The organism is Streptomyces tendae (assembly GCF_014650435.1).
In the GTDB taxonomy this organism is placed as follows: domain Bacteria; phylum Actinomycetota; class Actinomycetes; order Streptomycetales; family Streptomycetaceae; genus Streptomyces; species Streptomyces tendae.
This window is the reverse complement of the sequence record NZ_BMUY01000020.1, coordinates 1-25,338: the sequence shown is the minus strand read 5'-3', so window position 1 is coordinate 25,338 and position 25,338 is coordinate 1. Positions and strand designations below refer to the sequence as shown.

Sequence of the window (25,338 nt, the reverse complement as noted above, 5' to 3'; positions counted from 1 at the left end):
CCTTGGCCTCAGACGTACGACCACGCCGAGGCCGGTGCCGGGGTCCGGCGGATGGGTCACCCGGGGGCGGGCGGGTGCGGACCGAACGGTGCCTGGTCCGCACCCGCGCGCGGGACGGGGTTACGAGGCGTCGAGCGGGGACGGGGTTACGAGGCGTCGAGCACGGTGCCGGTCAGCACCGGGCCCTGCGGCTCGCCCTCGTCGTCGGTGCTGCGCAACCCGATGTACTCCGTGGGCTCCGCGACCTCGTCGGCGACGGTGGGCACCGTCACCTCGGCCTCCGTCTCACCGGGCGGGACCGAGACCCAGAGCGCGAAGTAGTCCAGCCGGGACAGCGGGACCTCCCCGTCGGGGACCTCCCCGACCGTCTCCAGGAGCCAGTCCTGGTCGACGTCCTTGGTGGACAGTTCGGGACGCGTGTCGTCCGGGACCGGCACCAGCACCGTGCCGAGGTCCACGTCGGCGGGCTCCGACAGGGAGACCCGCCAGCGCAGCGGCTGCCCCTCGGTGACCTCGTCCGCGACGGGCGTCACCCGGACCTTCGGCATCGGGTCGTCCTCCTCGACCGACACACCACCGGCGTAGGAGCCGACGACCGAGCCGTGTACCGCCTTGACCAGCAGATTGTGGTGGACGTTGCCGCCGTAGCGCTGATTGCCCGTCACCTTCACGGCGACGTCGGTGAAGGGCCGGCCGGAACGCACGGTGACCAGGCGCTCCTCGGCTCCCCAGCCCGACGGGTCCATCACGTACATCCGGACCGTGCCACTGCCCTTGCCGGAGACGCGCACCGGCACGTGGTAGGTGCGCACGCCCGAGTCGCCCTCCTCGACGGTGGTGCGGCCCACGTCGACGCGGGCCAGCGGGGCCGGTCGCACGGTGGGCGTACCCGGCTGCCACGCGTGGGCGTCCATCAGCCACGCCTTGCCGGTCCGGGAGCGCGGTGTCAGTTCCAGGGTGGTGACGCGGCGCAGGTCGACTCCGGCGCGGGTGGCGGCGGTGAGCGGTACGCGCAGTTCCTGCGCCCAGTAGGACGCGGTGCGTTCGCTGCCCGGGAGGCCGTCGGCGCGGACGGCGCCGAGGCTGGCGCGCCGGCCGGCGGCGTCGGTGACGGACACGTCGAGCCGGGTACCGGTGCTGCCCGGCGGCACGACGACGCGCAGCGCGAGGCTCTTCGCGCCCTTCAGGGAGACGGGGGCGCCGGGGCGGATCCGGGTCGCGGTGCCGGGGGCCGACCAGTCCAGTGCGATCGCGCCGCGGCCGCTCTCGCGTTCCGGGAGCCAGTACGCGAAGTGCGGTGAGGAGCCGCGCGCGTCCTCGCCGAGGCAGGCGGCGGCCGGGTCGGGGTCGACCGCGGAGCACAGCCGGCCGCCGCCGGTCACCCGCACGCCGGCGTCCGGCAGGAACCCGGCGCCGCGGCCCGCGCCGACCGCGTGGGTCAGCACCCGGGCCGGGTCGGCCGAGGGGGCGCGGCGGCCCGTGCCGTCGATCAGCTCGCGCGCCCGGTCGTCACCGGCGACGAAGAGCCTGGCGGCGGTGGCGATGTAGGTCGCGCCGGCCCGGTGCTGCTGCTCGGCGGTGAGCCGGGTGGGGCTGTCCGTGGAACAGACCGGGTCGGGGTTCTCGGGGTCCTCCCAGAAGTCGTCGGAGGCGGGGGCCTCGGCCTGTCCGGGGGTCCACTCGCTGTTGAAGTAGTTGTGGTTGACGCCCGTGATGTGGACCGCGCTGTGCAGCGCGCGGCCCCGGCTCACCCCGCGGGTGCCGTCGACGTAGAGCTGCCCCTGGAGGTCGGAGACGTCGCCGTCGCAGCCCGGCAGGACGGTCAGGGACGGCACGTCGGGCACCGGGTTCTGGCCGAAGGCGGTGGGGCCGATGAGTACGGTGCCACGGATGTTCCAGCGGGCCCGCCCCGGTGTGCCGTCCTGGTCGGCGGGCGGCGGGTAGAGGCTGTCCATGGCCGCCCGGTCGACGCCCTCGCCGCCGCGGGAGTGGCCGACGAGCAGGACACGGGACAGGTCGGCCTTCGGACCGCGGCGCACGGTGTCCGGAGCGGCTGAGGCTCCTGCGGCCCAGTCGGCCCAGCGGGCCAGGTGCGAGCGCACCAGTGACGAGCGTGCCTGGGCGCCACCGTCCTCCAGGTCACCGTCCTGGCCGTTGATGCCGTTGGCGGAGATCGAGACGGTCACATAGCCCTGGGAGGCCAGCAGTTTCTGGTCCTGGAGGTAGCCGCGGTGGCTGGGGATGGGCCGGGCGTCGTCGGCGCAGGGCCAGTCGATGGTGACGGCGTCCTCGCCCTGCCCGGGGACGTAGCAGGTGGCGTGCCTGCCGTGCAGGAAGAGCGCGAGGGGGCGTTTGCCGGTCGTGCCCTTCGGCGCGACGACCAGGCCGCGCATCTCGACCGGCGCGGACAGGCCGGGCAGCCGGACCGGGCCGAGGGTGTACTCGCCGGTGGTCGTCGCGTACCGGCCGGGCCGGCCCGGGTCGACGCTTCCGGCGGGGAGCGGGGGCGGGAGTTTCGCCGGGGGTGCTTCGGCGGGGCGGCGCTGCCGGGCGGCGGCGCCCGGTTCCTGGTCCAGCCGGCGGCCTGCGGCGCGGACCTGGAGGTCGGTCAGTCCGTGCGGTGCGGCCGGTCCGGTCTCTTCCAGCGGTAAGCGGAAGGTCCTGCCGTCGCGGTCCGGTTCGGGTACGCCGAGCAGGCGGCCGCCGGAGTGGAACTCCACGCGGGCGTCACCGGGCCGGACGAGCCGCGGGGAGCGCCACTCCAGGGATCTCGCCGTACCGGTGCCGGTGATCCGCCAGCCGGGCGGCAGGTCGGCGGTGTCGTTCGGTGCCGCCCGCACGGAGGTGGCGCCGCCGGGCGGTTGTGGTGCGGCCTGGGCCGCGGCGGGCGCGACGCCCACCAGGGTCAGGGCCGCGGTCGCGGCGGCCCATATCGTTCGAGCACGTATCAAGGATCCGCTCCTCAGTACCTCGGTGGTGCCTCGGTCCGGGGGAACGTCCGTGCGGGCGCCCCCGGTTGGAGGAGGGGAGGGAGATCCTCGGGGTTGCCTGTGAGCCGTCAGCCGCCGCTGCCGCCGGTCCCTCCGCCGGTCCCGCCGGTGTCGGGGGGCGCCGCGGTGTCGGCGGTCCCGGGAGCCCTGCGCTCCGTGGCGAAGCGGCAGTCGTCGCTGGAGCGGCCGGCCAGCCGGCCGCCGGGCTGCTCCACGGTCACCTGCGCCCTGCCCAGGGCGGGGTCCTGCCGCAGCCGGGCTACGGCCACCGTGCAGGCCAGCTGGTCGACGGCCGTGTCGCTGAGGATCCCGGCGCTCCGTGGCAGCTGGACGGTGACCCCCGTGCCGTCGGTGCGGATGGTGGGGGCCTCGGCCGCGGGAGGCAGCTCGGTCGTCAGCCCTCTCCCGCGCTCCCGTTCGTCCGGTCCCTTGAACAGCATCAGCACGGTGCCGCCGAGGTCGGTCGAGCCCGGCGCCGTGCGGACCACCGCGATCAGGGCCCCGTCCTCGACGAAGTAGAGCGGGACCTTGACGAGGGGCACCGCCTCGGGCACGGACTCCGACGGCGCGGACGTGACGCCCGGATGCAGGACGCCCGTCGCGGGTTCGCCCGCCTCGACCACTCCGGTCTCGGGGATGCCGCACGCGGAGAGCGGGAGCAGCGCCGCGAGCAGCAGGGGGAAGGCGCGCGCCGACGGTTTCATGTGCGGTCCTCCTTCACCGGGGACGGCGTCCCGTCCTCCGCGGCGTCCGCCCGCAGCGGCAGGACGACCGTGAAGACGGCGCCGCCCTCCGGGTGGTTGGCCGCCCGGACGGTGCCGCCGTGCAGGCGTACGTTCTCCGTGGTGATGGCCAGGCCGAGGCCGCTGCCCTCGCTTCGGGCGCGGGCGTCGGCCGACTTGTAGAAGCGGTCGAAGACATGGGGCAGGACGCTCTCGGGGATGCCGTCCCCGCCGTCGCGGACGGTGACGACGGCCTGCCTTCCGGTGCGGGGGTCGTCCTGGGCGTGGAGGTCCAGGCGGACCGGCGGCGCGCCGTGTCTCAGGGCGTTGGCGACGAGGTTCGCCACGATCACGTCGAGGCGGCGCGGGTCGACGCGGCCGCGCAGCTCCCCCGGTTCCGGCAGGCCGGTCTCCACGGTGTCCTGCCAGCCGCGGGAGGCGAGCGTGCGCCGCAGTGACTCGGCGAGGTCGATCTCGTCCAGGTGCAGGGCGGCCGCGCCGGCGTCGAACCGCGAGATCTCCATCAGGTCGTCCACCAGCTCGGCCAGTTTCGCGGTCTCCGTGCTGATCAGGCGTACGGCCGTCGCGGTGTCCTCGTCCAGTCCGGCGGCGTCCTCGTCCAGCACGTCGGTGACCGCCGACATCGCCGCCAGCGGGGTCCGCAGTTCGTGGGAGACGTCGGCGGCGAAGCGACGGGCGCCCGCCTCCATGCGCCGCAGTTCCGCCACCGAGCCCTCCAGTGCCGCGGCGGTCTCGTTGAAGGTGCGGGAGAGGTCGGCCAGTTCGTCGGAGCCGTGCACGGCGAGCCGGGTGTCAAGGTGCCCCTCGGCGATGCTCCGGGTCGCCCGGCGCAGCGCCCGCACCGGACGCAGCACGCCGCGAGCGGCCAGCAGGGCGATCAGGACGGCCAGCGCCAGGGCCGGTACGGTGGCCCGTTCGATGGCGGTGACCAGCGCGTCGACGTACCCCTGCTCCTCGCGCTGCGGCACCGTGAGGTAGACCTCGAGTCCGGAGGCGGGCCGCTCGGTGCTGTACTGGCCGGCGAAGGTGACGGGCATGCCGACGACCAGCGAGGAGTGGCCGTCGTGCGACACCCGCTGGAACACGGTGGCCAGGCGGGAGCGCACGGACTCGCGCATCGCCGGGGACAGTTCCGCGAACGCGTCCCCGGGCACGGACGTGGCGCTCGCCTCCCGGTAGGCGACCAGTACCCGCCACGGCTGGGACCGCCCGCCCCTGGACACGTCGGCGGCGAAGGACTCCAGGTCGGCGGCGTCGGGCGGGAACCGGTAGTTGGGCACCAGGGTGTTGACGCGGTGCCGGAACTCCTCGATCACCGTGTCCTGGCTCTGCTGCAGGACCCCGGTCCGTGCCTCGCGGAAGGTCAGCGCGCCGGTGGTCACGGTGGCCACGACCGCGACGAGGGTGAAGGTCACCACCAGCCGCAGGCGCAGCCCCATCAGCGCCCGCAGTATCCGGGGAACTCTCACCGGGGCCCGAAACGGTAGCCGAAACCGCGCACGGTGTGGACGTAGCGCGGACTGCCCGGCGGCTCGCCGATCTTGGACCGCAGTCGCTTGACGCAGGCGTCCACGAGCCGTGCGTCCCCGTGGTAGTTGTGCTCCCACACGGCCTCCAGGAGCTGCTGGCGGCTGAACACCTGCCCGGCCGAGGCGGACAGGGTGAGCAGCAGCCGCAGCTCGGAGGGGCCGAGGGCGACGGGCCGTCCCTGGTGGGTGACGGTCAGTCCGGCGCGGTCGATGACCAGGTCGCCGTGGTGTTCGGTGCGGGCGGTGCCCTGGTCGTCCGCCGTGCCGCCCACGCGGCGTAGCACGGCGCGTATGCGTGCGTCCAGCACGCGGGCGCGGACCGGTTTGACGACGTAGTCGTCGGCGCCCGACTCCAGTCCGACGACTATGTCGGTGTCGTCGCCGCGTGCGGTGGCCATGATGATCGGCACCTGGTCGTGGGCGCGTATGCGGCGGCACACCTCCAGGCCGGACATGCCCGGCAGCATCAGGTCGAGGACCACGGCGTCGGGCCTGAACGACCGGAGCTGCTCCAGCCCGTCCTCGCCGGTCGCCGCGGCGGCGACCTCGTGCCCCTGCCGGCGCAGGGCCAGTCGCACACCGTCCCGGACGGCGCGGTCGTCTTCGATGATCAGGACCCGTGGCATGGACCTCAGTATGGGGGTGGGCGGGTGGCGGACCACGGCCGGGTGACGGCTGTTACACAGCGGTCCAAAAGCCGTCCACGGACGATCACACGGCCCCGGCAGGCTTTGTGATCATGAACGAGCGCCGCCGACCGACTTCCCGACCGTCCTCCGCCGCCGCGGGCCGCCGACGCCGCGACGGCCGCTCCCGTCGCCGACGCGGCGGCCGGCGCCGCCTGCTGTGGCCGGGGCTCGCGGCCGGGGCCGTCCTGGTGCTCGCCGGCGCTCTGGCCCTCAGGGGCGCGACGGAGTCCTCCGGCGGCTCCACCGACACGGCCGGTGCGTCCTCGTCGGCCCCGGGGGCCGGGTCATCCGCGGCCGCCGGGACGGAGGTGGGGTCCACGGCCGCGCCGACGAAGGAGCAGGAAACCCAGGAGGAGAAGGAGAAGGGCAAGGAGGCGGGGAAGGACGAGAGGGAGAAGGACGGGAAGGGAGCCGGGGAGAAGCCGGACCCCGACTCGATTCCGTCGTCCGGACCCGGGACGTTCGCCACCGCGGGCGGCGGCGGTGACCTGGTCGGCGGCAGCGGGCGGACGCTGACGTACGTGGTGCAGGTCGAGGACGGTATCGGGATCCCGGCGCGAGACGTCGCGGCCGAGGTGGAACGCGTCCTGGCCGACGAGCGCGGCTGGACGGCCGACGGGAAGGTCGGGTTCCGGCGGGTGTCCGGGGGCGCGTCGGACTTCCGGGTACGGCTCGCGACCGCGGGGACGGTGGACGACATCTGCGGTCGGTACGGCCTGGACACCGGCGGCGAGGTCAACTGCAACGTCGGCCAGGACGTCATGGTCAACCTCAAACGGTGGCTGCTGGCCACGCAGTACTACGCGGACGACGTGACGTCGTACCGGGCGCTGATCATCAACCACGAAGTGGGGCACTTCCTCGGCCACGGCCATGAGGGCTGCCCCGGTGCCGGGCGCCCGGCACCGGTGATGATGCAGCAGATCAAGGGACTGCACGGCTGCCGCACCAACGTCTGGCCCTACGACGCCGACGGGCGTGCCATCACGGGCCCGGCCGTCGGCTGACGGTGTCGCGGTCGGGCTTCGCGCAGTCCGGGTTCCGGCAGGTGCCGGGGCCCCAGACCGGGACGTTGATCCCCAGTGTCTTGTGCCGGTGGATCTCGGCGGGGACACGGTGGCCGCAGGTCGGGCAGATCTCCTCGTACTTCGCGTCGACCTGTCGTGGCCTTCTCGTCTTCTGCGTGTGACTGCTCATGATGCCCACACCCACGCTCGTGAGACCGATCAAACGGCTCTTTGCCTTTACTTTACCTTACGTGGGGATGGCCCGCGAAGCGCGTCCGCGTCCTCCCCGTCCTTCCCCTGCGCCGCGTCGGCGGGCCGGCGCAGGCTCAGTGTCACCGAGACCGCCAGCACCACGACGATGACCGCCAGACTCACCGGGGAGGGGATCTCCGGCACGGCGGGGCTGACCAACTTGTGCGTCGCCTGGAGGATCAGCTTGACGCCGATGAAGCCGAGGATGACCGCGAGGCCCGTACTCAGGTAGTGGAAGCGCTCCAGCAGCCCCGACAACATGAAGTAGAGGGCGCGCAGACCGAGGATGGCGAAGGCGTTGCTGGTGTAGACGATGAAGGTGTCGTCGCTGACGGCGAGCACGGCCGGCACACTGTCCACGGCGAAGATCAGGTCCGCCGCCTCGATCGCTGCGACGACGGCGAGCAACGGCGTCGCCACGTGCTTGCCCGCTTCCTTCACGAAGAACTTCTGGCCCGCGTAGGTGTCCCGCACGGGGACGACCCTGCGCAGCAGCCGCACGGCGAGGCTCCTGCCCGGGTCGAAGCTCTCCTCCTCTCCCTTGAGGATCTTGTAGACGCTGTAGAAGAGGATGGCCGCGAAGGCGAACAGCACGGCGGTGAAGCGGTTGACCACGGCCACGCCGGCGGCGAGGAAGACGCCGCGGAACACGAGGGCGCCGATGACGCCGAAGAACAGCACGCGGTGCTGATAGGCGCGGGGCACCTGGAAGTAGCCGAAGATCAGGGCGAAGACGAAGAGGTTGTCGACCGAGAGGCTCTTCTCCAGCAGCCACGCGGTGGTGTACTCGGTGCCCGCCGTGCCGCCGAGGACGAGGAAGACGACCGCCCCGAAGGCGAGGGCCAGGCCCACCCACAGACCGCTCCAGGCGGCCGCTTCCCGGAAGCCGATGACGTGGGCGCTGCGGTGTGCCAGCAGGTCCACGGCGAGCGAGAGGACGACGGTGGCGGCGAAGACCACCCAGAGCCAGAAGGGCACGTCGAACATGGGGCCTCGCAATGAGCTGGGGTGTCAGCGGTCCTCGGCCACGGGTGCCGACCGCATCGCCTCGGTGGGCACGCCGTTGGCCCTGGCCGCGTCGGCGAGGGCCTGTGCCGCGGCCTCGGCTGCCTGTGCCGTGTCGCTGGCCGCCTGGGCGGCTCCGTCGTCCGAGGGGTTCTCCCGGGTGGCCGGCGACTGCGGCAGCGCCTCGGTGAAGGCGCGGGAGACTCCCTGGAGGGCGGAGGTGACTTCGCTGGGGATGACCCAGAACGTGCTGCCCGAGCCCTGCGCCAGCTGGGGCAGCACCTGGAGGTACTGGTAGGCGAGGAGCTTGGGGTCGGGGTCGTTGCGGTGCACGGCCTGGAAGACCTCGTCGATGGCCCGGGACTGCCCCTCCGCCTTCAGGATCTCGGCGGTGCGGTTGCCCTCGGCGCGCAGGACGGCGGCCTGCTTGTCGCCCTCGGCGGTGAGGATCTGCGACTGGCGCTGGCCCTCGGCGCCGAGGATCGCGGCCCGCTTATCCCGCTCGGCCCGCATCTGCTTCTGCATGGCGTCCTTGATGGACTGCGGCGGGTCGATCGCCTTGATCTCCACCCGGTTCACCCGCAGCCCCCATTTGCCGGTGGCCTCGTCGAGCACCCCGCGCAGTTGGCTGTTGATGGTGTCGCGCGAGGTGAGGGTCTTCTCAAGATCCATGGATCCCACCACGTTGCGCAAGGTGGTGACGGTGAGCTGCTCGACCGCCTGGAGGAAGTTCGCGATCTCGTAGAAGGCCGCGCGCGGGTCCGTGACCTGGAAGTACAGCACGGTGTCGATCTCGACGACCAGGTTGTCCTCGGTGATGACCGGTTGGGGCTTGAAGGAGACGACCTGCTCGCGCAGGTCGATCACCGGATAGACCCGGTCGATGTACGGAATGACCACGCTGAGCCCGGGCTTCAGCGTGCGGTGGTAGCGGCCGAGCCGTTCGACGTTTCGGGCGCGGGCCTGCGGCACGATGCGCACCGCCCGCACCACGGTGAAAACGGCGAGAAGCGCGACGATCACACCGGCGATGAGGAACGCCGAGGCTTCCATGGTCACTCCCGGGGATAGACGAATGCGGTGGTGCCGCTGATCTCCAGGACGTCGACGGTCGCGCCCGGGGGAATCACCAGCGTCTCGTCGTAGGAACGGGCGGTCCATTCCTCGCCGCCGATACGGACCCTGCCTTCCCTCCCGGTCACCTCGGAGAGGACGTACGCGGCCTGCCCGACCAGGGCTTCCACCCCGAACCGCTGGGTCTGCGGCTGGACGAGGTGGCGCAGCGCGACGGGACGGAGGAAGAGGAGGGTGATCGCGGAGACGACCGTGAACACGAGGAATTGAAAAGGCGTGGAAAGGCCGGCTGCCGCGGATCCGGCCGTGATGAGAGCGGCCGCTCCCAGCATTCCGAGCGCGGCGGTCAGGGTGAAGATCTCCGCCACGATCAGGACCGCCGAAATGATCAGCCAGATCAGCCACGGATCCATCACGGCCCCCTTCCCGCTTTTGAATTATTTTACCGGCTTTCCGGAAAAGCGGCCCCGTTCGTCAGCGGGGGGCGCCGGGGCGCGGAGGGGGCCGGCGCGCGCCCGCGGTCGGTGCGCGCCGGCCGTCGCGCTCACGCGGCCGCGCAGGCTCCGAGGTCTTCCCAGACGCCCCACTCGCCGGTGGTGCCGGGCTCCTCGCCGGTCACCCACCACTTGGCGCGCCAGGTGTGGCCGCCGTGGGAGACGGTGTCGCCGCCGCTGTAGACGCTCCCGGCGCTCCAGGCCGCCACGGCGCAGTCGCCCGGCTCGCCGTCGCCGCCACCGTCGCCGCCACCGCTGCCGCCGATGTTGACGTCGATGCAGGAGTAGAAGGCGTTTCCGGTGTCCGCGACGTTCCAGACGGCCAGTACCTTCTGACGGCCGGTGAAGCCGCCGAAGTTCACCTGGTGGCTCACGTCCGGGGCGGGCTGGGCACCGTGGCCGTCGAATTCGCCGATCTTCTGGTTGCCGATGAAGTACTGCCAGTTGGCGGTGGCGTGCCGTGCCGTGTGGTGCCAGGTGAAGGTGTGCGTGGTGGCCACCGGCGTGACCCGCCAGCCCTTGCTGTCGTCGTCGAGTTCGGCGAACTGGCTGTTGCCGCCGCTGCAGCTCTTCAGCCCCTTCGGACCCTCGACGCTCTGCGGCTCGTACTTGATCTGACCGCAGTCGACGATCCCCGCGGCGCACTGGTCCTGCCGGCTCCCGGGCGAGGTGACCCACCCGTGGGCGTTGGCGGTGCTCGCCGGAAGGCTGACGGCGAGCAGCGGAGCGACCAGCGCCCCGACCGCGAGGGCCACCCGTCTCTTGGTGCGCATGTCGTGCCCCTTTCGGATACAGGTCTAGACCTGACGAGTTCAGGTCTAGACCATAGCGGCGAAGCCGGTACGGTCAAGGGCTCGCGCAACATCAACCGGCAAGAGACGGTGCGGATTTGACGGGGCGTCCCTCGTGCGCAACTCGTTGCGCTATTGGTCTAGACAAGGGTCGTCGCGATGGTTAAGGGTCGAAGTGGGTCGTGCGTCTCCCCCTCCCTCGGGACGCCCTCGGACCCAGCCCCCGTGCTGCGCACCATCCCCACCGGCCGCCCGGTCCCGACCCGCGGCCGCTGCGCAAGAGAGGAGCACCACCGTTGGAAGCGTTGGAGAAACACAGGGAGCACGTGATCGCGCTCTTCCGCATCGTCGTAGGTCTGCTGTTCGCCTGCCACGGAGCCGCCACCCTGTTCGACGTCCTGGGCGGCCCGCACGGAGCCGCACCCGACGTCGCCGAGTGGCCCGGCTGGTGGGCCGCCGTGGTGCAACTCGTCGGCGGCACACTGGTCCTGTGCGGCCTCGTCACCCGCACCGCGGCCGTGCTGTGCTCCGGGTCCATGGCGTACGCCTACTTCGTGGAGCACCAGCCCGACGGGCTCTTCCCCATCGAGAACGGCGGGGAGTCGGCGGCCATGTTCTGCTGGTCCTTCCTCCTGGTCGCCGCGGTCGGTCCGGGCCGCTGGAGCCTGGCCTCCCGCCTGCGCCCCCGCGGGGGAACGGGCGGTCGACCGGTCACCGGGCCGATGTCCACGGACACGCCGACGTCCGTCTGAGGCGAGCGGGCCTGCCCAACCGGCGCGGAGCGGTGGTCACCCCCGGGGACCGCCGCACCGCCGCCTATTCCTCGCCGGCGAACATCCTGATCAGGCCGTGCGGTGTGTCGTCGCCGAACATCAGCTCGTGCAGCCGGGACGCGTCGACGGCCTCCGCGGCACCGCGCGGGAACAGGTCCCGCTCGTACGCGGCGAGCGCGGCCTCCGCGTCGCCCGGGTGCTCGGCAAGCGCCCTGCCGAGTTCGGCGCCGTCGTACATGGCCAGGTTGGCTCCTTCGCCGGACGGCGGCATGAGGTGGGCCGCGTCACCGAGCAGGGTCACTCCGGGCACCCGCTCCCAGCGGTGCTCGGCGGGGAGGGTGTGCAGCGGACGCAGGACCGGCGCGGTGTCGGCGTCGGTGATCATCGCCGTCAACTCCGGTGCCCATCCGGTGAACTCCCGCGCCACCCGCGCGGCGCCCGCCGCCTCGGCGAGGTCCATGCCGTCGAACCACTCCAGCGGTTTGCGCAGGGCCACGTACGCGTGCAGGGTCCCGCCGCTCTCCCGGTGGGCCTGGATCGCCTTCCCCGGCGCGAGGGCGAGCATCGCACCGTCGCCGACCGCCTTCGCGGTCGCCGGGTGCCGGACGTCGGCGTCGAACAGCCAGGTCTCGACGAACGACATGCCGACGTACTCGGGTATGGCGCCGGACAGCAGCGGGCGCACCCGGGACCAGGCGCCGTCCGCGCCGACCAGCAGGCTCGTGACGACGGAGCCGCCGTCCGCGAACGCGACCTCGTGGCCGCCGCCGCCCAGGGAGCGGACGGTGCGGACCTTGTGGCCCCAGCGGACGGTGCCGGCCGGGAGTGAGTCGAGGAGTATCCGCCGCAGTTCGCCGCGCATCACCTCGGGGCGGCCGCCCGTGCCGTCGTCGCCCTCCTCGAACAGGACCGTCCCGTCCGGCGCGAGGGCCCGCGTCGCCTGACGGCCCTCCAGGACGAGACCGCGGAACTCCTCGGACAGGCCCGCGGCCCGCAGGGCCGGCTGGCCGTTGTGGTCGTGGATGTCGAGCATCCCGCCCTGGGCGCGGGCCGCCGCCGAGGCTTCGGCCTCGTAGACCGTGGCCGGAATTCCGTGGACGTGCAGGACGCGGGCGAGCGTGAGGCCGCCGAGTCCGGCGCCGACGATCGTGACATGCGTGGTCATGGCCATACCTCCTGATCCGGGCCCCCGCCGACCGGGGGACCGACAAGACCGACTGACGCTGGAACGGCGTTCCAGCACTTCCAGAGTGGAACGCCGTTCCAGTCGCTGTCAAGCTGGAACGTCGTTCCAGGCGGTCTAGGATGAGGGACATGGCACCCAGGTCGCGCCGTCCGGAACGGCGGCAGGAACCCCTCTCGCGGGAGCGCATCGTCACAGCGGCCGTCGAACTCCTCGACACCGTGGGAGAGCGCGGCCTCACCTTCCGCGCGCTGGCCGAGCGCCTTGCGACCGGCCCCGGGGCGATCTACTGGCACATCACGGGCAAGGCCGAACTGCTCGGCGCCGCCACGGACGCGGTCGTCGCCGCCGCGGTGACCGCCGAACCCACCGGCACCGCCGACTCGCCCCAGGACGCCGTCCGTGCCGTCGCGCTCGGCCTGTTCGACGCGACCGAGGCACACCCGTGGCTGGCCACGCAGCTCGCGACGCAGTTGTCCCGCACCCCCTGGGGGACGGTGGCGCCGCGGATCTTCGAGAGCCTCGGCCGCCAGGTCCAGGCGATGGGTGTGCCCGAGGCCCACTGGTTCACGGCGACCTCGGCACTGATGCACTACATCCTCGGCGCCGCCGGCCAGAACGCCGTGAACTCCGCGAGCGCCCCGAGCGCGGGCCCCTCGGGGCACCACGTGGACCGGGACGAGTTCCTGGGCACCGTCTCGACGGCGTGGCAGGGGCTGGACCCGGACGAGTACCCGTTCACCCGGGCCGTGGCGGACCAGGTGCGCGGCCACGACGACCGCGAGCAGTTCCTCGCCGGGATCAGCCTGGTCCTGGCCGGCATCGCGGCACTTCACCGGCCCGCCCGGTAGGTCGGGGCCCAGCCGCTCGCCGACGGGGCGGCCTTCGGCGTGTGCGCCGTCTCACGTATCCCGCAGTCGCCCAAGTTGCGTGGGTCACTGCGGAAATGCCCTTTTCGCCTCCATGCTCGATGTGAGAGGCGCCGTGCGAAGTCGCGCACAGCGTCGCCGACTTGGTCGCGTCGCAGTCAAGTGAGCCATGCCACAGCACGCGTGGCGCCGCCCCTCCGCCCACCTCCCTCCCTCCTCCTCTCTCCTTCTCGATCCTTCTCCCTCCCTCTCCTTCCTCCCTCCCCCACCGCTCCCTTCCTCAGCTGCGCCCCCGCTCACTGCAGACCCCGTAGAAAGGTGCCGATCGTGGCCGCTTACCTGTGCGCTCCCGCCGTGATACACGGCGAGCACTCCGTGAAGACCAGCGAAATCGTGGCCGAAGTGCGCGACCGGCACCCGGACGCGGCGTGGGCGCCGCGGATCGACGGCATCGCCGCCAGTACCGGCATCGAGTCCCGCGGCTGGATGCTTCCGCTGGAGGCCGCGGTCGCGCCCGGCAACGGCGGCGCCCTGGAGGCCGCCGGTCTGGAGGCCGCCCGGGAGGCGCTGGCCCGCGAAGGGTTCGGCGGACAGGACGCGGACCGTGTGATCGCCGCCCTCGGGTCGGTGCCCGCGTCGCAGACCGTCCAGGAACGCACCGCCCCGGCCTGGGAGGCCGTCCAGTCCTACGGGGAACGCGCGGCGCGCGGGGCCCTGCAGAGCGCCGGGCTGGACGCCGCGGACGTCGACTGCCTGATCACCAGCAACTCCACCACCCCGGCACTGCCCGGCCTGGACGTGGCCCTGGCCAACCGGCTGCCGCTGCGCGGCGATGCCATGCTCCTGCCCGCCACCCAGTGGGCCTGCGTGGCCGGGACCCGTTCCCTGGCGCTGGCGGCGGACCTCGTGGCGGCGGACCCCGACCGGGTGGTCCTGGTCGTGATCTCCGAGGCGCTGAGTACGACCTACCAGCCCGCCGACGACACCCTGGAGTCCCTGATCGTCCGGCTGCTGTTCGCGGACACCGCGGTCGCCGCGGTGGTCACGGGCCGCCCGAGGCGCGAGTCGGTGCTCCGGCTGGACGCCGCCTGGCACCACACCCTGCCGGGCACACGGGACCTGCACCGGCTGGAGACGCGGGCGGACGGCACCCACTTCGTGATGGACCGGCGCGGCCCGCGGGCGGTGCAGGAGACGGTCACCGCGATGTGGGAGTGGCTCCGCGTCCGCTACGAGGACGACCCCGCCTCCTGGCACCCCGACGTCCTGCTCGCGCACCCCGGCGGGACCCGGGTGCTGGAGTACATGGAGCAGACGATGCCCGACGAGTGGCCGTCGGGACTCCTGGAGTACAGCCGGGACAGCTACCTCAGCGGCAACCGCGGGGGCGCCGCCGTGTTCGACATCCTGCGCCGTGCGCACGACGCCGGGCAGAAGGCGGGCAGCCGTGCCGTCCTCTACGCGGCCGCGCCCGGCCTCACGGCCACCGCCCTGGAAGGTGAGTGGCTCTAGCCGCCCGGCCGATCACCCTCCGTCGTCACCGCGCGGTCGGCTGGTGTGGGCGAAGCGTCCGCCGGTGTTATTGAATGGGGTGTGCGGTCGGGATCTCGGGGGTCCTTCCGCACGGGTTCGGGTACGGCCCCGGCACTGTGCCGGGGTTGGCGAGCGAGCTGAGGGAGCCGCATGGACTCCACACCCTCCCCTTCGTCCTCGTCGCCGTTCGACCTGGTCAGCAGCGCTCTCGGCCGGTACATCCCGCGTGGCCCGGCGGCGACTGCCGGTCCCGCCGAGTCGCGGGGCGATCCCGCGGCGGGTCAACCGGAGCACGAGCATCCGGCAGGGGGCCCGCCGGAGCAGATCCTCGGTGCGGTCAATCTGGACCGGGAGCTGAGAGTCACCCACCGCAATCTGGAAGCCCCCGTGTTCGCCGGGCTGGACGCGGCGCCCGGAAGCCCGTTCGTCGATCTTCTGCCCCGGGGTGACGTTCCGACGGTCACCCGGCGGCTGCGACAGGTCCTCGAGACCGGCGAGGCGCACGTGGCCCGGGTCCAGCGCCTGCGGCGCCGCGACGGGTCGGAACTGGTCGTCTCGATGAGCATCCTGCCCGCGGCCGCGTCGCAGGAGGGGCTGACCGTCTCCGTCATCGCCATGGCCAGGAGGCTGCACCTGTACGCCGCCGAGACGGCGATCGGCACGTCGCTGGACATCGGCGAGACGGCGCAGTCGCTGGCGGAGTCCCTGCTGGCGTGGGGGGACGTGGCCGCCGTCGATCTGGACTTCGCCGTGTGGACGGGCGAAGGGGTCACCGAGCGGGCGCAGGGCCGCATCCGGCTGCGGCGGGCGGCCCTGGTACCGGACCGGGCGTGGCCCGAGGGCTATGTGACCCTCGGCGAGGACCTTCCCGGCGACGCGAGTCGTCTGCTGTCGCAGGCGATACGGCGCTCCGACGCCCCGCAGTCCATCGTCCTGCCCGACCGGGAGGCGATCGAGCGGGTGCTCGGCAGCCCGCGGCTGGTACGTGCCCTGGTGCCCGGGGACCGGTCGGCGGGAGTGGCGTGCGTGCCGCTGGTCCTGGAGGGCGATCCACCCGTCGTCCTGGGCGTGGCGGAGGTGTGGCGGCGCGCTGACCGCCCCTTCGCCGACAGCGAGCTGCTCGACCTCCAGGAACTGGTCGCCAGGACCTCGCACCACGTGGACCTGGCCCGCCAGCACCAGCGCGAGCACACGCAGGTGCTGGCCCTGCAGCGCCGGCTGCTGCCGCGCTCCGCCGGCGGAACCGTCCAGACCGCGAGCGTCTACCAGCCGACCACCCCCGACAGCGCGGGTGTCGGCGGTGACTGGGTGAACAGCTTTCCGCTGCCGGACGGCCGTACCGCGCTGGTCGTCGGCGATGTCGTCGGGCACGGGCTGGGGGCGGCGGCGACCATGGGCCAGCTGAGCATGGAGGCCCGCGCGCTGCTGTCCGCGGGCCTGGCGCCCGACGAGGTGCTGGAGCACCTGGACGAGACGGTGACCCTGCTGGACGACGCGGAGTCCGGGCTGGCGGCCGGCTACAGCGCCCTCGGCTCCACCTGCTGCATCGCCGTCTACGACCCCGTCAGCCACCGGGTGGCGCTGTCCAGCGCGGGCCATCTGCCGCCGATCCTGGTGTCGCCGGACGGACGCGCCGGTCCTCTACCGGTCCGCCCGCACCCAGGTCTGGGCGCCGAGTTCGCGCTGCGGGAGCCGTTCGGCGTGCACACCTTCGTCGCGCCCCCGGGCTCCCTGCTCGCCCTTTACACCGACGGCCTGGTCGAGGATCCGGCCGTGCCGATCGACGAGGGCATCGGCAGGCTGGCGGACGCGGTGTCCGCGGTGCACCCCTGGGACACGCTGCAGCAGGCCGCGCGGCGGGTGGTCTCCGAGGTGATGCCGACGCGCCAGCGCGACGACGTGACCCTGCTGCTGGCCCGCATGATCGGCTACCGCAAGGGGGACACCGCGACCTGGAGGCTACCCGCCCGCGACGACGCGGCCGCGCGGGCCCGCGCGCTGGTCGCCGCGCTGCTGCGGCAGTGGCGCACCAGGGACAGCACCCGGGACAGTGTGCTGCTCCTGGTCAGCGAGCTGGTCACCAACGCGGTCCGGTTCGCCGGCGGCCCCATCACGGTACGGCTGATCAGGGCCGGTCCCGGCCTGCTGTGCGAGGTCGGCGACACCGGCAACGGCAGACCGCGGCTGGGCCGGGGCGGGCTCCTCGACGACGGGGGCCGCGGCCTGCACGTGGTGCACCGGCTCACCAGCCGGTGGGGGGTGCGGTGGACGGACACCGGCAAGGTGGTCTGGGCCGAGGTCGTGCGCTGACGCGACCCCGGGACGGTACTGGCGCGGCTTGCCCGACGTGCGGGGAACTGGATCGCTGGGGCGGGCGTCCTTCCCCAGCACAAGATCCAGCGCGCCCCCGAGGAGTTTCCAGATGACCATGACCGGCACGGCCGCCCGTTACCTCTATCTCGCGCGGCACGGCGAGGCCGCACCGGACGAGGGCGGGCTCACCGACGCCGGTCGACGGCAGGCGACCCTGCTCGGCCGGCGCCTGAGCGACGTACCGCTGACCGCCGTGCACCACGGTCCCCTGCCGCGGGCCGCTCAGACCGCGCGCCTGGTCGCGGACGAACTGGAGGGTGTCACTCCGCACGTGTCGGAGATCGCCGGTGACTACGTGCCGTACATACCGGAACGGGACGAGCTCCCGGCCGAGGCCGCGGACTTCTACCTGGACTTCCTCGCCGGCGCCACGGACGAGGAACGCGAGCACGGCCCGGCGCTCGCCCGTGCGGCGCTGCGCCGCTTCGCCGGGGTGGTGACGGACGGCGACCAGGACCGGCACGAGCTGGTCGTCACCCACAACTTCCTCATCGCCTGGCTCGTCCGCGACGCCCTGCACGCACCGAAGTGGCGGTGGCTCGGCCTCAACCACTGCAACGCGGCGCTCACCGTCATCCGCTACGCGCCCGGCCGGGCGGCCTCCGTCCTCCTGTCCAACGACATGCGGCACCTGCCCGCCGAGCTGCGCTGGACGGGCTTTCCCCCCGAACTGCACGTCTGAGGGCCACACGCTCCCCACCCCGGGAGGTACTGGAACTGCGCGAGGTGCCGGAGCCGCATGCCGGCGCCGGAGAGGTGCGCGTCCGCGTGGCCGCCGTGGGGCTCAGCCCCATGCTGTCCTCGGTACCCGGCATGGCCCGGCGGTTCGGCATCACCCTGCCGTCCGGGTTCGCCGCGGACTTCGCGGGCACCGTGGACGAGGTCGGTGCAGGGAAACTCACCGTGCCGATCGCCGCGACCTTCCCCGTCGAGGAGATCCGGGAGGCCGTGCAGCTGCAAGCAGGGCGCCGTGTCCACGGAAAGATCGTGGTCACCCTCTGACGCGGACAACGCGGGACAACGACCGGTGGCAGCCGCGACCGCGACCGGCCCACGAACACCCGCTCTCCGGCTCAGGTGTGCAGATGGCTGCGTTCGCCGTTGTGGTCCAGGATGACCAGGACCTCGGCGGGGCCACGGTCGCTGCGGATCGCGTGGGGGGTCATGGTGGAGAACGAGGCGGCCTGTCCCGTCTCGACGCGGATGACGCGCTCGCCCAGGTACAGGACGACGGTGCCGGACAGCACGGTGAACCAGTCCCTGCCGGGATGGACGCCCAGGTCGTCGGGGGTGACGCCGCCAGCCTGATCGGTGATGCGCATCTTGGCGACGGTCAGCCCCTGGGGGCCGTTGTCCCGGGTGAGGAGCCAGGTGGTCAGGCCGCGGGTCTCGTCGCGGTCCGGCCGGATGACGACGTCGGAGTCGTCGGGTGACTCGACGAGCTCGTCGAGGGACTTGCCCAGCGCCCCGCTGATGGCGGTGAGCTGGTCGAGGCTGATGCGGCGGTGTCCGGTCTCGATACGGCTGAGCTGCGACGGGCTGATGCCCGCACGCTCGGCCAGGTTGTCCAGCGACCAGCCTCGCGCCTTGCGCAGGGACCGGATCCGCATCCTGACAGTGGCGTCCAGAGTCGATTCTTGCTCCACCGGCAAGAGCCTATGACATCCCCGCAGTGATCACCGTACCGTCGAGGCATGACCACACACCATGACATTCACGGGCATGTCGGACACGAGCGGGCGGCGGGGCCCGACATCGCGTTGGCGAAACTGCTGGAGCTGGACGGCGAAGTCCTGGCTTCCTACTACGCGGAGCTGACCGGCCTGCTCGCCGAACTCTCCGACCCCGCTCCGGCCCGGATCCTGGATCTGGGGAGCGGTCCCGGTACGGGCAGCTTCGCTCTGGCCCGCCGGTTCCCCGCGGCGCACGTGACGGCGGTGGACATCTCCGCGCAGATGCTGCACCGCCTGCGCAAGCAGGCTTTTGCGTACGGGTTCGCCGACCGGGTCGGCACGGTCGAGGCGAACATCGACGAGCCCTGGACCGAAAGAGGCGAGGGCGGGCCGTACGACCTGATCTGGGCCGCGGCCTTCCTGCACCACGTGGCGGACCCCGCCCGCACCTTCGCCCGCGCCTTCGAGCAGCTGCGCCCGGGCGGGCTCATCGCCGTCACCGAGATGGACTTCTTCCCCCGCTACCTGCGCGAGGACCCCGGTGTCGGCCGGCCCGGTCTGGAGGCCCGTCTGCACGCCGCCACGAACACCCAGCCGCCCCACGAATGGACCGAGCAGCTCAGGGCGGCCGGGTTCACCCTCGAGGAGCGGCGCCCCTTCGAGATCCGGCTCGACCGCACCGAGGCGGGTCCGTCCCTGAACGCCTACGCCCAGGGCGCGCTGGCCAAGCTGCGCTCCCACGCCACGGACGTCCTCGAAGCGGACCTGGCCGCCCTGGACGCCCTGCTGGACGACACGCGGCCGCACGGCGTCGCGCACCGTGACGATCTGCGCGTGCGCACCACCCGCACCACCTGGATCGCCCGCCGCCCGTGAGCCGCGGGGCGAGCCGCGCCGAAGCCCGGCCCAACCAGATGGCCGACGAAGCGCCAGAGGCCGGCGACACGGGTACCGAGTCGGCGACACGGGTACCGAGATGATCAATCCGCGGCCGTCAGGGAGCACCGTGCTTGTGCGCGGACCCGGCCGTCGCGCTCCCCTCGTCCGCCTCGTATGGTTCGCGGACCGTGCCGGAGGCCGTGACGACCTTCGAGCCGCGCCCGTCCCGGTCGAGGTATCCGCCGGTGACGGCCAGGCCGAGTCCGACGACGGCCAGGGCGGCGCCGACCAGGGCGGGCGAGGACCAGCCCCAGCCCGCCGCGATGACGAGGCCGCCCAGCCAGGCGCCGCCGGCGTTGGCCAGGTTGAACGCCGAGTGGTTCGAGGCCGCCGCCATCGTCGGCGCCTCGTGCGCCTTCGTCATCAGCAGCATCTGCACGGGAGTGGTGATCAGTGAGCTCAGGGCGCCGACGATCGTGATGACGACGAGCGCGGGCACCACCTGACCGATCGTGAAGTACAGCGCCACCAAAGACGCGGCCAGCAGGGCGAATCCCGCGTAGAGCGTCGGCCGCAGCGCCCGGTCGGTGAGCGGCCCCGCCACCAGGGTGCCCACCGTCATCCCCACCCCGAACAGTGCGAGCACCAGGGTGGTGGAAGCGTCCGATATGCCCGTCAGATGCGTCAGCATCGGCACGAGGTAGCTGTAAACGGCGAAGTAGCCGCCGAATCCGACGACCGCGGTGACCAGGCCGAGCATCACCTGCTTGTTCTTCATCGCGCGCAACTCGTGCATGACGCCGGACTGTGCGCCACGGGGCTGGTGCGGGATCAGCAGCACCAGGGCGACGAGGGCCACGACGCCGATGGCGGACACCGCGGCGAACGCGTAACGCCAGCCGAGTTGCTGGCCGAGGGCGGTCCCGACGGGGACACCGACGATGTTGGCGACCGTGAGGCCGAGGAACATGGTCGAGACGGCGCGGGCCGCCCGGTCGGGCGCGACCAGCTTGGCGGCGACGACGGCGCCCACGCCGAAGAGCGCGCCGTGGGGAAGCCCGGCCAGGACACGCGCGGCGAACAGCAGGGCGAAGTTCGGGGCGAGCGCGGAGGCGGTGTTCCCGACGACGAACACGCCGGAGAGGATCAGCAGCAGCCGCTTGTGCGGCACTCGGGCGCCCATCCCGGTGAGCAGCGGCGCGCCGACGACGACGCCGAGCGCGTAGGCGGAGACGAGGTTGCCCGCGTGCGGCACGGACACCCCGACGCCGTCGGCGATCTGGGGCAGGAGCCCCATCGTGACGAACTCGGTCGTGCCGATGCCGAACGCGACGACGGCCAGGGCCAGCAGAGCCAAGGGCATGGCGAAGGAAAGCCTTCCGAGGGGGAACGGGTTGTGTGAGGGTGCGCCACCGCTCCTGTCCTCGTCGACCGGGTGCGGTGGCCGCGGGAACCAGCATGTCAGGCGCTGTGATCGCACAGGGCGCGCGGTACCCGTACGGGACGAGGCCCCCGTGGTCCCTCTCTTCCCCCGAGCCGGCTCAGGAAGCCCGGCCGGCCTTCAGCACGTCGTCCATGGACCCTTCGCGCCAGCGCTCCAGCAGGTCGTGGAAGGCGACCGCGCCATGCGGGTAGGCGTGGGGTCCGTTCGGCCGGCCGCGCCCCTCACCGTTGTAGTAGCCGGGGGTGCATTCGGCGTGGAACCACTCGTGGTCGGGTGCGTCCTCGGCCATGACGGCGAGCCAGGCGTCCTCGGCCTCGCGGGAGGGTTCGATGACGGCGTCCCTGGCTTCGGCGGCGGCGACGAGTGCCGCCGCGTGCACGGCGTGTTCGTCGAGTACGTGCGTGAAGTTGACGCTGCTGGCGCTCTGCCCGGCTCCCAACTGGATCAGGTTCGGGAATCCGTTGCGGGTGAAGCCGTGCAGGGAACGCGGTCCCCGCTGCCGCAACGCCTGCAGCAGTTCGACGCCGTCCCGGCCGTGGACGGGCAGTTTCCCGGAGTGGACGCCGGAGACTCCGACGGAGAACCCGGTGGCGAAGATCAGGCAGTCGAGTTCGTACTCGGTGCCGTCGACCACGACACCGCGCTCGGTCATTCGCTCGATGCCGTGGGTGTCCGCGGTGTCGACCAGGGTGACGTTGTCGCGGTTGAACGCCTGGAGGTAGGTGTCGGAGAAGGTGGGGCGCTTGCAGGCGTACCGGTACCAGGGTTTGAGCTTCTCCGCCGTGTCCGCGTCGGCGACGATCCGCTCGACGCGGGCACGGATCTCGTTCATCTTCGCGGCGTCCGCGACCTCGTAGGCCGATTCGAATGCCCGGCGGTCCTCCGGACGGCGAAAGCTCGGCAGGAGCTTCTCCAGGAGACCGGCCGACGCGGTCCACCGGTCCGCCACCAGATCCTCTTCGACGGGCTCGCCGGACACGATGCGCAGGAAGTTGTCACGCCGCTCGCGCGCCCAGCCCTCGCGGTCGGCACCGACGTCCCGCGCGGTGGTGCGGCGGTTGGCCCGCACGTCCACGCTGGAGGGGGTGCGCTGGAAGACGTAGAGGTGTCCCGCGTCCTCGGCCAGCTTCGGGACGACCTGGACCCCGGTGGCGCCGGTGCCGACGACGCCCACACGCTTGCCCGCGAGGCCGGTGAGGCCGCCGTCCGGGGTGCCGCCGGTGTAGGCGTAGTCCCAGCGCGAGGTGTGGAAGGTGTGCCCCTTGAACCGCTCGATGCCGGGGATGCCGGGAAGCTTGAGCTCGGTGAGGGTTCCGGTCGCCGTGATGACGTAGGTGGCGCGGAACTCGTCGCCCCGGTCGGTCCTGACGATCCACGCCTGTGACGTCTCGCCCCAGGTCAGGGAGGTGACCGAGGTCGAGAACAGGGCGTCCGCGAAGAGGTCGAACTTCTCCGCGATGCGCACCGCGTGGCGGCGGATCTCCTCTCCGGGGGAGTACTTCCACTCCGGGACGTAGCCGGTCTCGTCGAGCAGTGGCAGGTAGACGTGCGACTCGATGTCGCAGTGGATGCCCGGGTACCGGTTCCAGTACCAGGTTCCTCCGAAGCCGCCGCCCTTCTCCAGGACGCGGACTCGCCCGACGCCCTGCTGACGCAACCGAGCGCCCGCCAGGATGCCGCCGAACCCCCCGCCGACGACCGCGACGTCCACCCGGTCCCGCAGAGGCTCGCGCTCCCCGGTCGCCGACGCGTACGGATCGTCGGCGTAGTAGCCGAACTCGGCGTGGGGGGCGAGGTACTGCCGGGCGCCGTCGGGGCGCACGCGCCGTTCCCTCTCCTCCCGGTAGCGCCGCCTCAACTCGGCCGGCTCCTCGGGAGAAGGTGCTTCCGGGTTCGTCATGTGGGGGGCCTCAGTTCTTCCGGTTCGCTGCCAGGAAGCCCGCCGCGTCCGCCAAAGCCTCACGCCGCAGGCGGACTTGAGCAGGCATGCACTACCGTAACAACTACCGGACAACGCTGTCCGGTTGCGATGGAGACAGCTTCCGCAAACTTTCGGACAGGAAGAGTGACCCCCATGCAACGACTCCCGCTCCGATCCCTCGCCGCGCTCGCCGCGACGGGCCTCCTGGCCCTCACCGGCTGCGGTACGGACCCACGCGGGGACGACCCGCAGGACACGGCCGCCCCCGGGACGGACCGGACCATCCGCGCCCAGAAACTGATGCGGCTGACCGAGGTGCACCCCGAGACGGGCATGACCCTGCTCGAGGGCCCGACCTTCGACGCGGAGGGCAAACTGCTCGTCGTCGACGTGACCGCACCGGCCGGCGAGCCGAAGGTGCTGCGGGTCGACGTGCGGAAGAAGTCGTCGGGCCAGGTTCACACCGACGACCGCGGCACCTACACCTCGGCCCAGTTCAGCCCCTACGACGGGCGGATCCATCTCACCGACTTCTCCCACGGCGAGATCATCAGCCTGGCTCCCGACGGCAGCGACCCACGGACCTTCTTCTCCGGCGAGGTCGACGGAGCGGCGATGAACCCCGACGACCTCGCCTTCGACCAGGACGGCAACCTGTACGTCAGCGACTCGCGCGGCATGTCCGAGGGCCGGGCCGAGGGACGCGTGGTGCGGATCGACCGCGAGGGGAAGAACGCCACCGTCCTGGCGGACGGGTTGGCGGCGCCCAACGGGATCTCGTTCGACTCGGAGTACCGCGGGCTATGGGTCAGTGAGCTCACCCAGAACCGCGTCTCCTACCTGCTGCTCGACGGCAAGGGGCAGGTCACGTCCCGGCACACGGCCATCAGGGTGGACGGCGGAATCGCCCAGACCGACTCGATCGCCGTGGACGCGGACGGCAACCTCTACCAGGCCCTGCACGGCCGGCCCGCCATGGTCGTGTACGACCGGCACGGTGAGCGCCTGGCGACCGTCGAGGTCCCCGGCCGCGCCGCCGAGGGACTGCGGTCGGCGACCAACGTGGCCATCACGCCCGGGGGGACCAAGGCGTACATGACCGTCAGCGGGCCCGCCGGAGGGTATCTGTACACCTTCGACGCACTGGCGCGGGGTGTCCGTCAGTCCAACGGCGGCTGACCGCACTCTTCGTCACCGAAAGGGCGCACCGGTCCCACCTCGACGCCGAGCAGTCGCCACGCCGCCATGGCCCGGCGTTCCCGCTGCTCACGGGTGGGGCCGGTGACCGCCCCCGAGACCATGGCGACAGCGATCATGAGATCGTCCTTCGCCGTGGCCAGACGATGGCCGTCCGGCAGGTGCGCCCGCAGGGCCCGCTCGACCCGCCCGGACAGGGCCGCGGCGTACTCGGGGATGCCGGAACGGCCTGCCGCGGCGTCGATGTGCAGCACACTGATGAAGGCCGCCGACTGGGTCTGGTGCCAGGTCAGTACACCGAGGACGGTGGCGATGTCCGCGTCCGGGGCCGCCGCCGCCTGCTCGATCTGGCCGACGTTCTCGTCCAGGACCGCGGTGGCGACGGCCGCCCGGTCGGGAAAGTGCCGGTACAGAACGCCCTGTCCCACTCCGGCTCGCCGTGCGATCGCGGACAAGGGCGCGTCGAGACCGTACTCGGCGTAGATCTCGCGCGCGGCGCCGACGAGAGCAGCCCGGTTGCGGGCGGCGACCCGGCGCCCGTCATTCGCGGGCCGTCGCTCGGCGGGGGTCGATTGCCGGGTCACCCCCAGAGCGTATCGCCCGCCACGCCCCCGGCCACCACCGCTGATCCTGAGCACGACCGGGCCGTGAGGTGGCCGGATGGAAGGTCACGCGGTGAGGGCGCCACCGACGAAGGTGCGTTCCGGCGGTGACGCGACGAGTTCGACCATGGTGCCGGCGCGGAGATCGTCACCGACGACGCGCGTGATCGCGTCGGTGAGCGCGGCGCCGAGGCGTGCGGTCATCCGGTCGGCGTCGGGGCGGTCGAAAAGACCGGCGCGGACGCCCAGGACCACCGAGGCGGCAGTGTCCACGGCCTTGCCGCCCACCGCGTAACGGCCGACGGGGACCCCGGCCA

At 72.5% G+C, this 25,338-nt stretch carries 23 protein-coding genes and 1 pseudogene; 9 read left to right on the top strand and 15 right to left on the bottom strand.

Annotated features, from left to right (window positions below; translation table 11 throughout):
* Window positions 1–146 precede the first annotated feature (146 nt).
* The 4 genes from IE258_RS36350 to IE258_RS36335 all read right to left on the bottom strand — a co-directional run bounded on the left by IE258_RS36350 (window position 147) and on the right by IE258_RS36335 (window position 5,888).
* Window positions 147–2,951: an alpha/beta hydrolase gene (locus IE258_RS36350; protein WP_189750104.1), complete on the bottom strand. Its 2,805-nt coding sequence runs from the start codon at window positions 2,949–2,951 to the stop codon at window positions 147–149.
* A gap of 107 nt (window positions 2,952–3,058) precedes the next feature.
* On the bottom strand, window positions 3,059–3,694 hold the full coding sequence (locus IE258_RS36345) for a hypothetical protein (protein ID WP_189750103.1): 636 nt from the start codon (window positions 3,692–3,694) through the stop codon (window positions 3,059–3,061).
* Window positions 3,691–5,172, bottom strand: a complete 1,482-nt coding sequence (locus IE258_RS36340) for an ATP-binding protein (protein WP_189750178.1) — start codon at window positions 5,170–5,172, stop codon at window positions 3,691–3,693. The genes IE258_RS36345 and IE258_RS36340 overlap by 4 nt, the downstream gene beginning before the upstream one ends.
* 26 nt (window positions 5,173–5,198) lie before the next feature.
* Entirely contained in the window at window positions 5,199–5,888 is a 690-nt protein-coding gene (locus tag IE258_RS36335; protein ID WP_159326354.1) for a response regulator, read from the bottom strand.
* Window positions 5,889–6,001: 113 nt separating this feature from the next.
* On the opposite strand from IE258_RS36335, the gene IE258_RS36330 reads away from it, so the two are divergent.
* Entirely contained in the window at window positions 6,002–6,958 is a 957-nt protein-coding gene (locus tag IE258_RS36330) for a DUF3152 domain-containing protein (RefSeq protein ID WP_189750102.1), read from the top strand.
* Here IE258_RS36330 and IE258_RS36325 read toward each other — a convergent pair.
* From IE258_RS36325 to IE258_RS36305, 5 genes are all read right to left on the bottom strand, one after another.
* Complete coding sequence (locus tag IE258_RS36325) at window positions 6,936–7,148, bottom strand: hypothetical protein (protein ID WP_189750182.1); 213 nt, start codon at window positions 7,146–7,148, stop codon at window positions 6,936–6,938. The two genes, IE258_RS36330 and IE258_RS36325, sit on opposite strands and share 23 nt — an antisense overlap.
* A 47-nt stretch (window positions 7,149–7,195) precedes the next feature.
* Window positions 7,196–8,197 (bottom strand): TerC family protein, encoded by a 1,002-nt coding sequence (locus IE258_RS36320; RefSeq protein WP_189750101.1) that lies wholly within the window; start codon window positions 8,195–8,197, stop codon window positions 7,196–7,198.
* 24 nt (window positions 8,198–8,221) lie between these two features.
* Window positions 8,222–9,268: an SPFH domain-containing protein gene (locus tag IE258_RS36315; protein WP_189750100.1), complete on the bottom strand. Its 1,047-nt coding sequence runs from the start codon at window positions 9,266–9,268 to the stop codon at window positions 8,222–8,224.
* A 2-nt stretch (window positions 9,269–9,270) separates the two neighbouring features.
* Entirely contained in the window at window positions 9,271–9,702 is a 432-nt protein-coding gene (locus IE258_RS36310; RefSeq protein ID WP_189750099.1) for an NfeD family protein, read from the bottom strand.
* Window positions 9,703–9,833: 131 nt separating this feature from the next.
* Window positions 9,834–10,556, bottom strand: a complete 723-nt coding sequence (locus tag IE258_RS36305; RefSeq protein ID WP_159326348.1) for a lytic polysaccharide monooxygenase — start codon at window positions 10,554–10,556, stop codon at window positions 9,834–9,836.
* Window positions 10,557–10,870: 314 nt separating this feature from the next.
* On the opposite strand from IE258_RS36305, the gene IE258_RS36300 reads away from it, so the two are divergent.
* Window positions 10,871–11,326: a DoxX family protein gene (locus IE258_RS36300; protein ID WP_189750098.1), complete on the top strand. Its 456-nt coding sequence runs from the start codon at window positions 10,871–10,873 to the stop codon at window positions 11,324–11,326.
* A 64-nt stretch (window positions 11,327–11,390) separates the two neighbouring features.
* Here the strand turns inward: IE258_RS36300 and IE258_RS36295 are convergent, their stop codons facing one another.
* The gene (locus IE258_RS36295) at window positions 11,391–12,512 is read right to left on the bottom strand and encodes an FAD-dependent oxidoreductase (RefSeq protein WP_189750097.1); all 1,122 of its coding nucleotides are present in this window, start codon (window positions 12,510–12,512) and stop codon (window positions 11,391–11,393) included.
* 149 nt (window positions 12,513–12,661) lie between these two features.
* Here IE258_RS36295 and IE258_RS36290 point away from each other — a divergent pair, with 149 nt between their 5' ends.
* The 5 genes from IE258_RS36290 to IE258_RS36270 all read left to right on the top strand — a co-directional run bounded on the left by IE258_RS36290 (window position 12,662) and on the right by IE258_RS36270 (window position 18,307).
* The gene (locus IE258_RS36290) at window positions 12,662–13,381 is read left to right on the top strand and encodes a TetR/AcrR family transcriptional regulator (RefSeq protein WP_189750096.1); all 720 of its coding nucleotides are present in this window, start codon (window positions 12,662–12,664) and stop codon (window positions 13,379–13,381) included.
* A 345-nt stretch (window positions 13,382–13,726) separates the two neighbouring features.
* Window positions 13,727–14,911, top strand: a complete 1,185-nt coding sequence (locus IE258_RS36285; protein ID WP_159326344.1) for a beta-ketoacyl-[acyl-carrier-protein] synthase family protein — start codon at window positions 13,727–13,729, stop codon at window positions 14,909–14,911.
* A 171-nt stretch (window positions 14,912–15,082) separates the two neighbouring features.
* A complete protein-coding gene (locus IE258_RS36280) occupies window positions 15,083–17,242 on the top strand; it encodes a SpoIIE family protein phosphatase (protein WP_189750095.1) in 2,160 nt (719 codons plus the stop codon).
* 118 nt (window positions 17,243–17,360) lie between these two features.
* The gene (locus IE258_RS36275) at window positions 17,361–17,987 is read left to right on the top strand and encodes a histidine phosphatase family protein (protein WP_189750177.1); all 627 of its coding nucleotides are present in this window, start codon (window positions 17,361–17,363) and stop codon (window positions 17,985–17,987) included.
* 44 nt (window positions 17,988–18,031) lie between these two features.
* Entirely contained in the window at window positions 18,032–18,307 is a 276-nt protein-coding gene (locus IE258_RS36270; RefSeq protein ID WP_229892653.1) for a zinc-binding dehydrogenase, read from the top strand.
* A gap of 71 nt (window positions 18,308–18,378) precedes the next feature.
* Here IE258_RS36270 and IE258_RS36265 read toward each other — a convergent pair whose 3' ends face one another.
* A complete protein-coding gene (locus tag IE258_RS36265) occupies window positions 18,379–18,915 on the bottom strand; it encodes a helix-turn-helix domain-containing protein (RefSeq protein ID WP_189750175.1) in 537 nt (178 codons plus the stop codon).
* Between the two features lie 84 nt (window positions 18,916–18,999).
* Between IE258_RS36265 and IE258_RS36260 the strand changes: the two genes are divergently transcribed.
* Complete coding sequence (locus tag IE258_RS36260) at window positions 19,000–19,854, top strand: class I SAM-dependent methyltransferase (protein ID WP_189750094.1); 855 nt, start codon at window positions 19,000–19,002, stop codon at window positions 19,852–19,854.
* Window positions 19,855–19,972: 118 nt separating this feature from the next.
* On the opposite strand, the gene IE258_RS36255 is transcribed toward IE258_RS36260, so the two are convergent.
* The gene (locus tag IE258_RS36255; RefSeq protein ID WP_189750093.1) at window positions 19,973–21,220 is read right to left on the bottom strand and encodes an MFS transporter; all 1,248 of its coding nucleotides are present in this window, start codon (window positions 21,218–21,220) and stop codon (window positions 19,973–19,975) included.
* 178 nt (window positions 21,221–21,398) lie between these two features.
* Complete coding sequence (locus IE258_RS36250) at window positions 21,399–23,201, bottom strand: flavin-containing monooxygenase (RefSeq protein WP_189750092.1); 1,803 nt, start codon at window positions 23,199–23,201, stop codon at window positions 21,399–21,401.
* A 174-nt stretch (window positions 23,202–23,375) separates the two neighbouring features.
* Between IE258_RS36250 and IE258_RS36245 the strand changes: the two genes are divergently transcribed.
* Window positions 23,376–24,401: an SMP-30/gluconolactonase/LRE family protein gene (locus IE258_RS36245; protein WP_189750091.1), complete on the top strand. Its 1,026-nt coding sequence runs from the start codon at window positions 23,376–23,378 to the stop codon at window positions 24,399–24,401.
* On the opposite strand, the gene IE258_RS36240 is transcribed toward IE258_RS36245, so the two are convergent.
* Together IE258_RS36240 and IE258_RS36235 are read right to left on the bottom strand one after the other, a co-directional pair.
* On the bottom strand, window positions 24,383–25,003 hold the full coding sequence (locus IE258_RS36240) for a TetR/AcrR family transcriptional regulator (RefSeq protein WP_189750090.1): 621 nt from the start codon (window positions 25,001–25,003) through the stop codon (window positions 24,383–24,385). The genes IE258_RS36245 and IE258_RS36240 overlap by 19 nt on opposite strands.
* An 84-nt stretch (window positions 25,004–25,087) precedes the next feature.
* Window positions 25,088–25,338 (bottom strand): annotated as a pseudogene (locus tag IE258_RS36235) (tautomerase family protein); the annotation flags it as partial.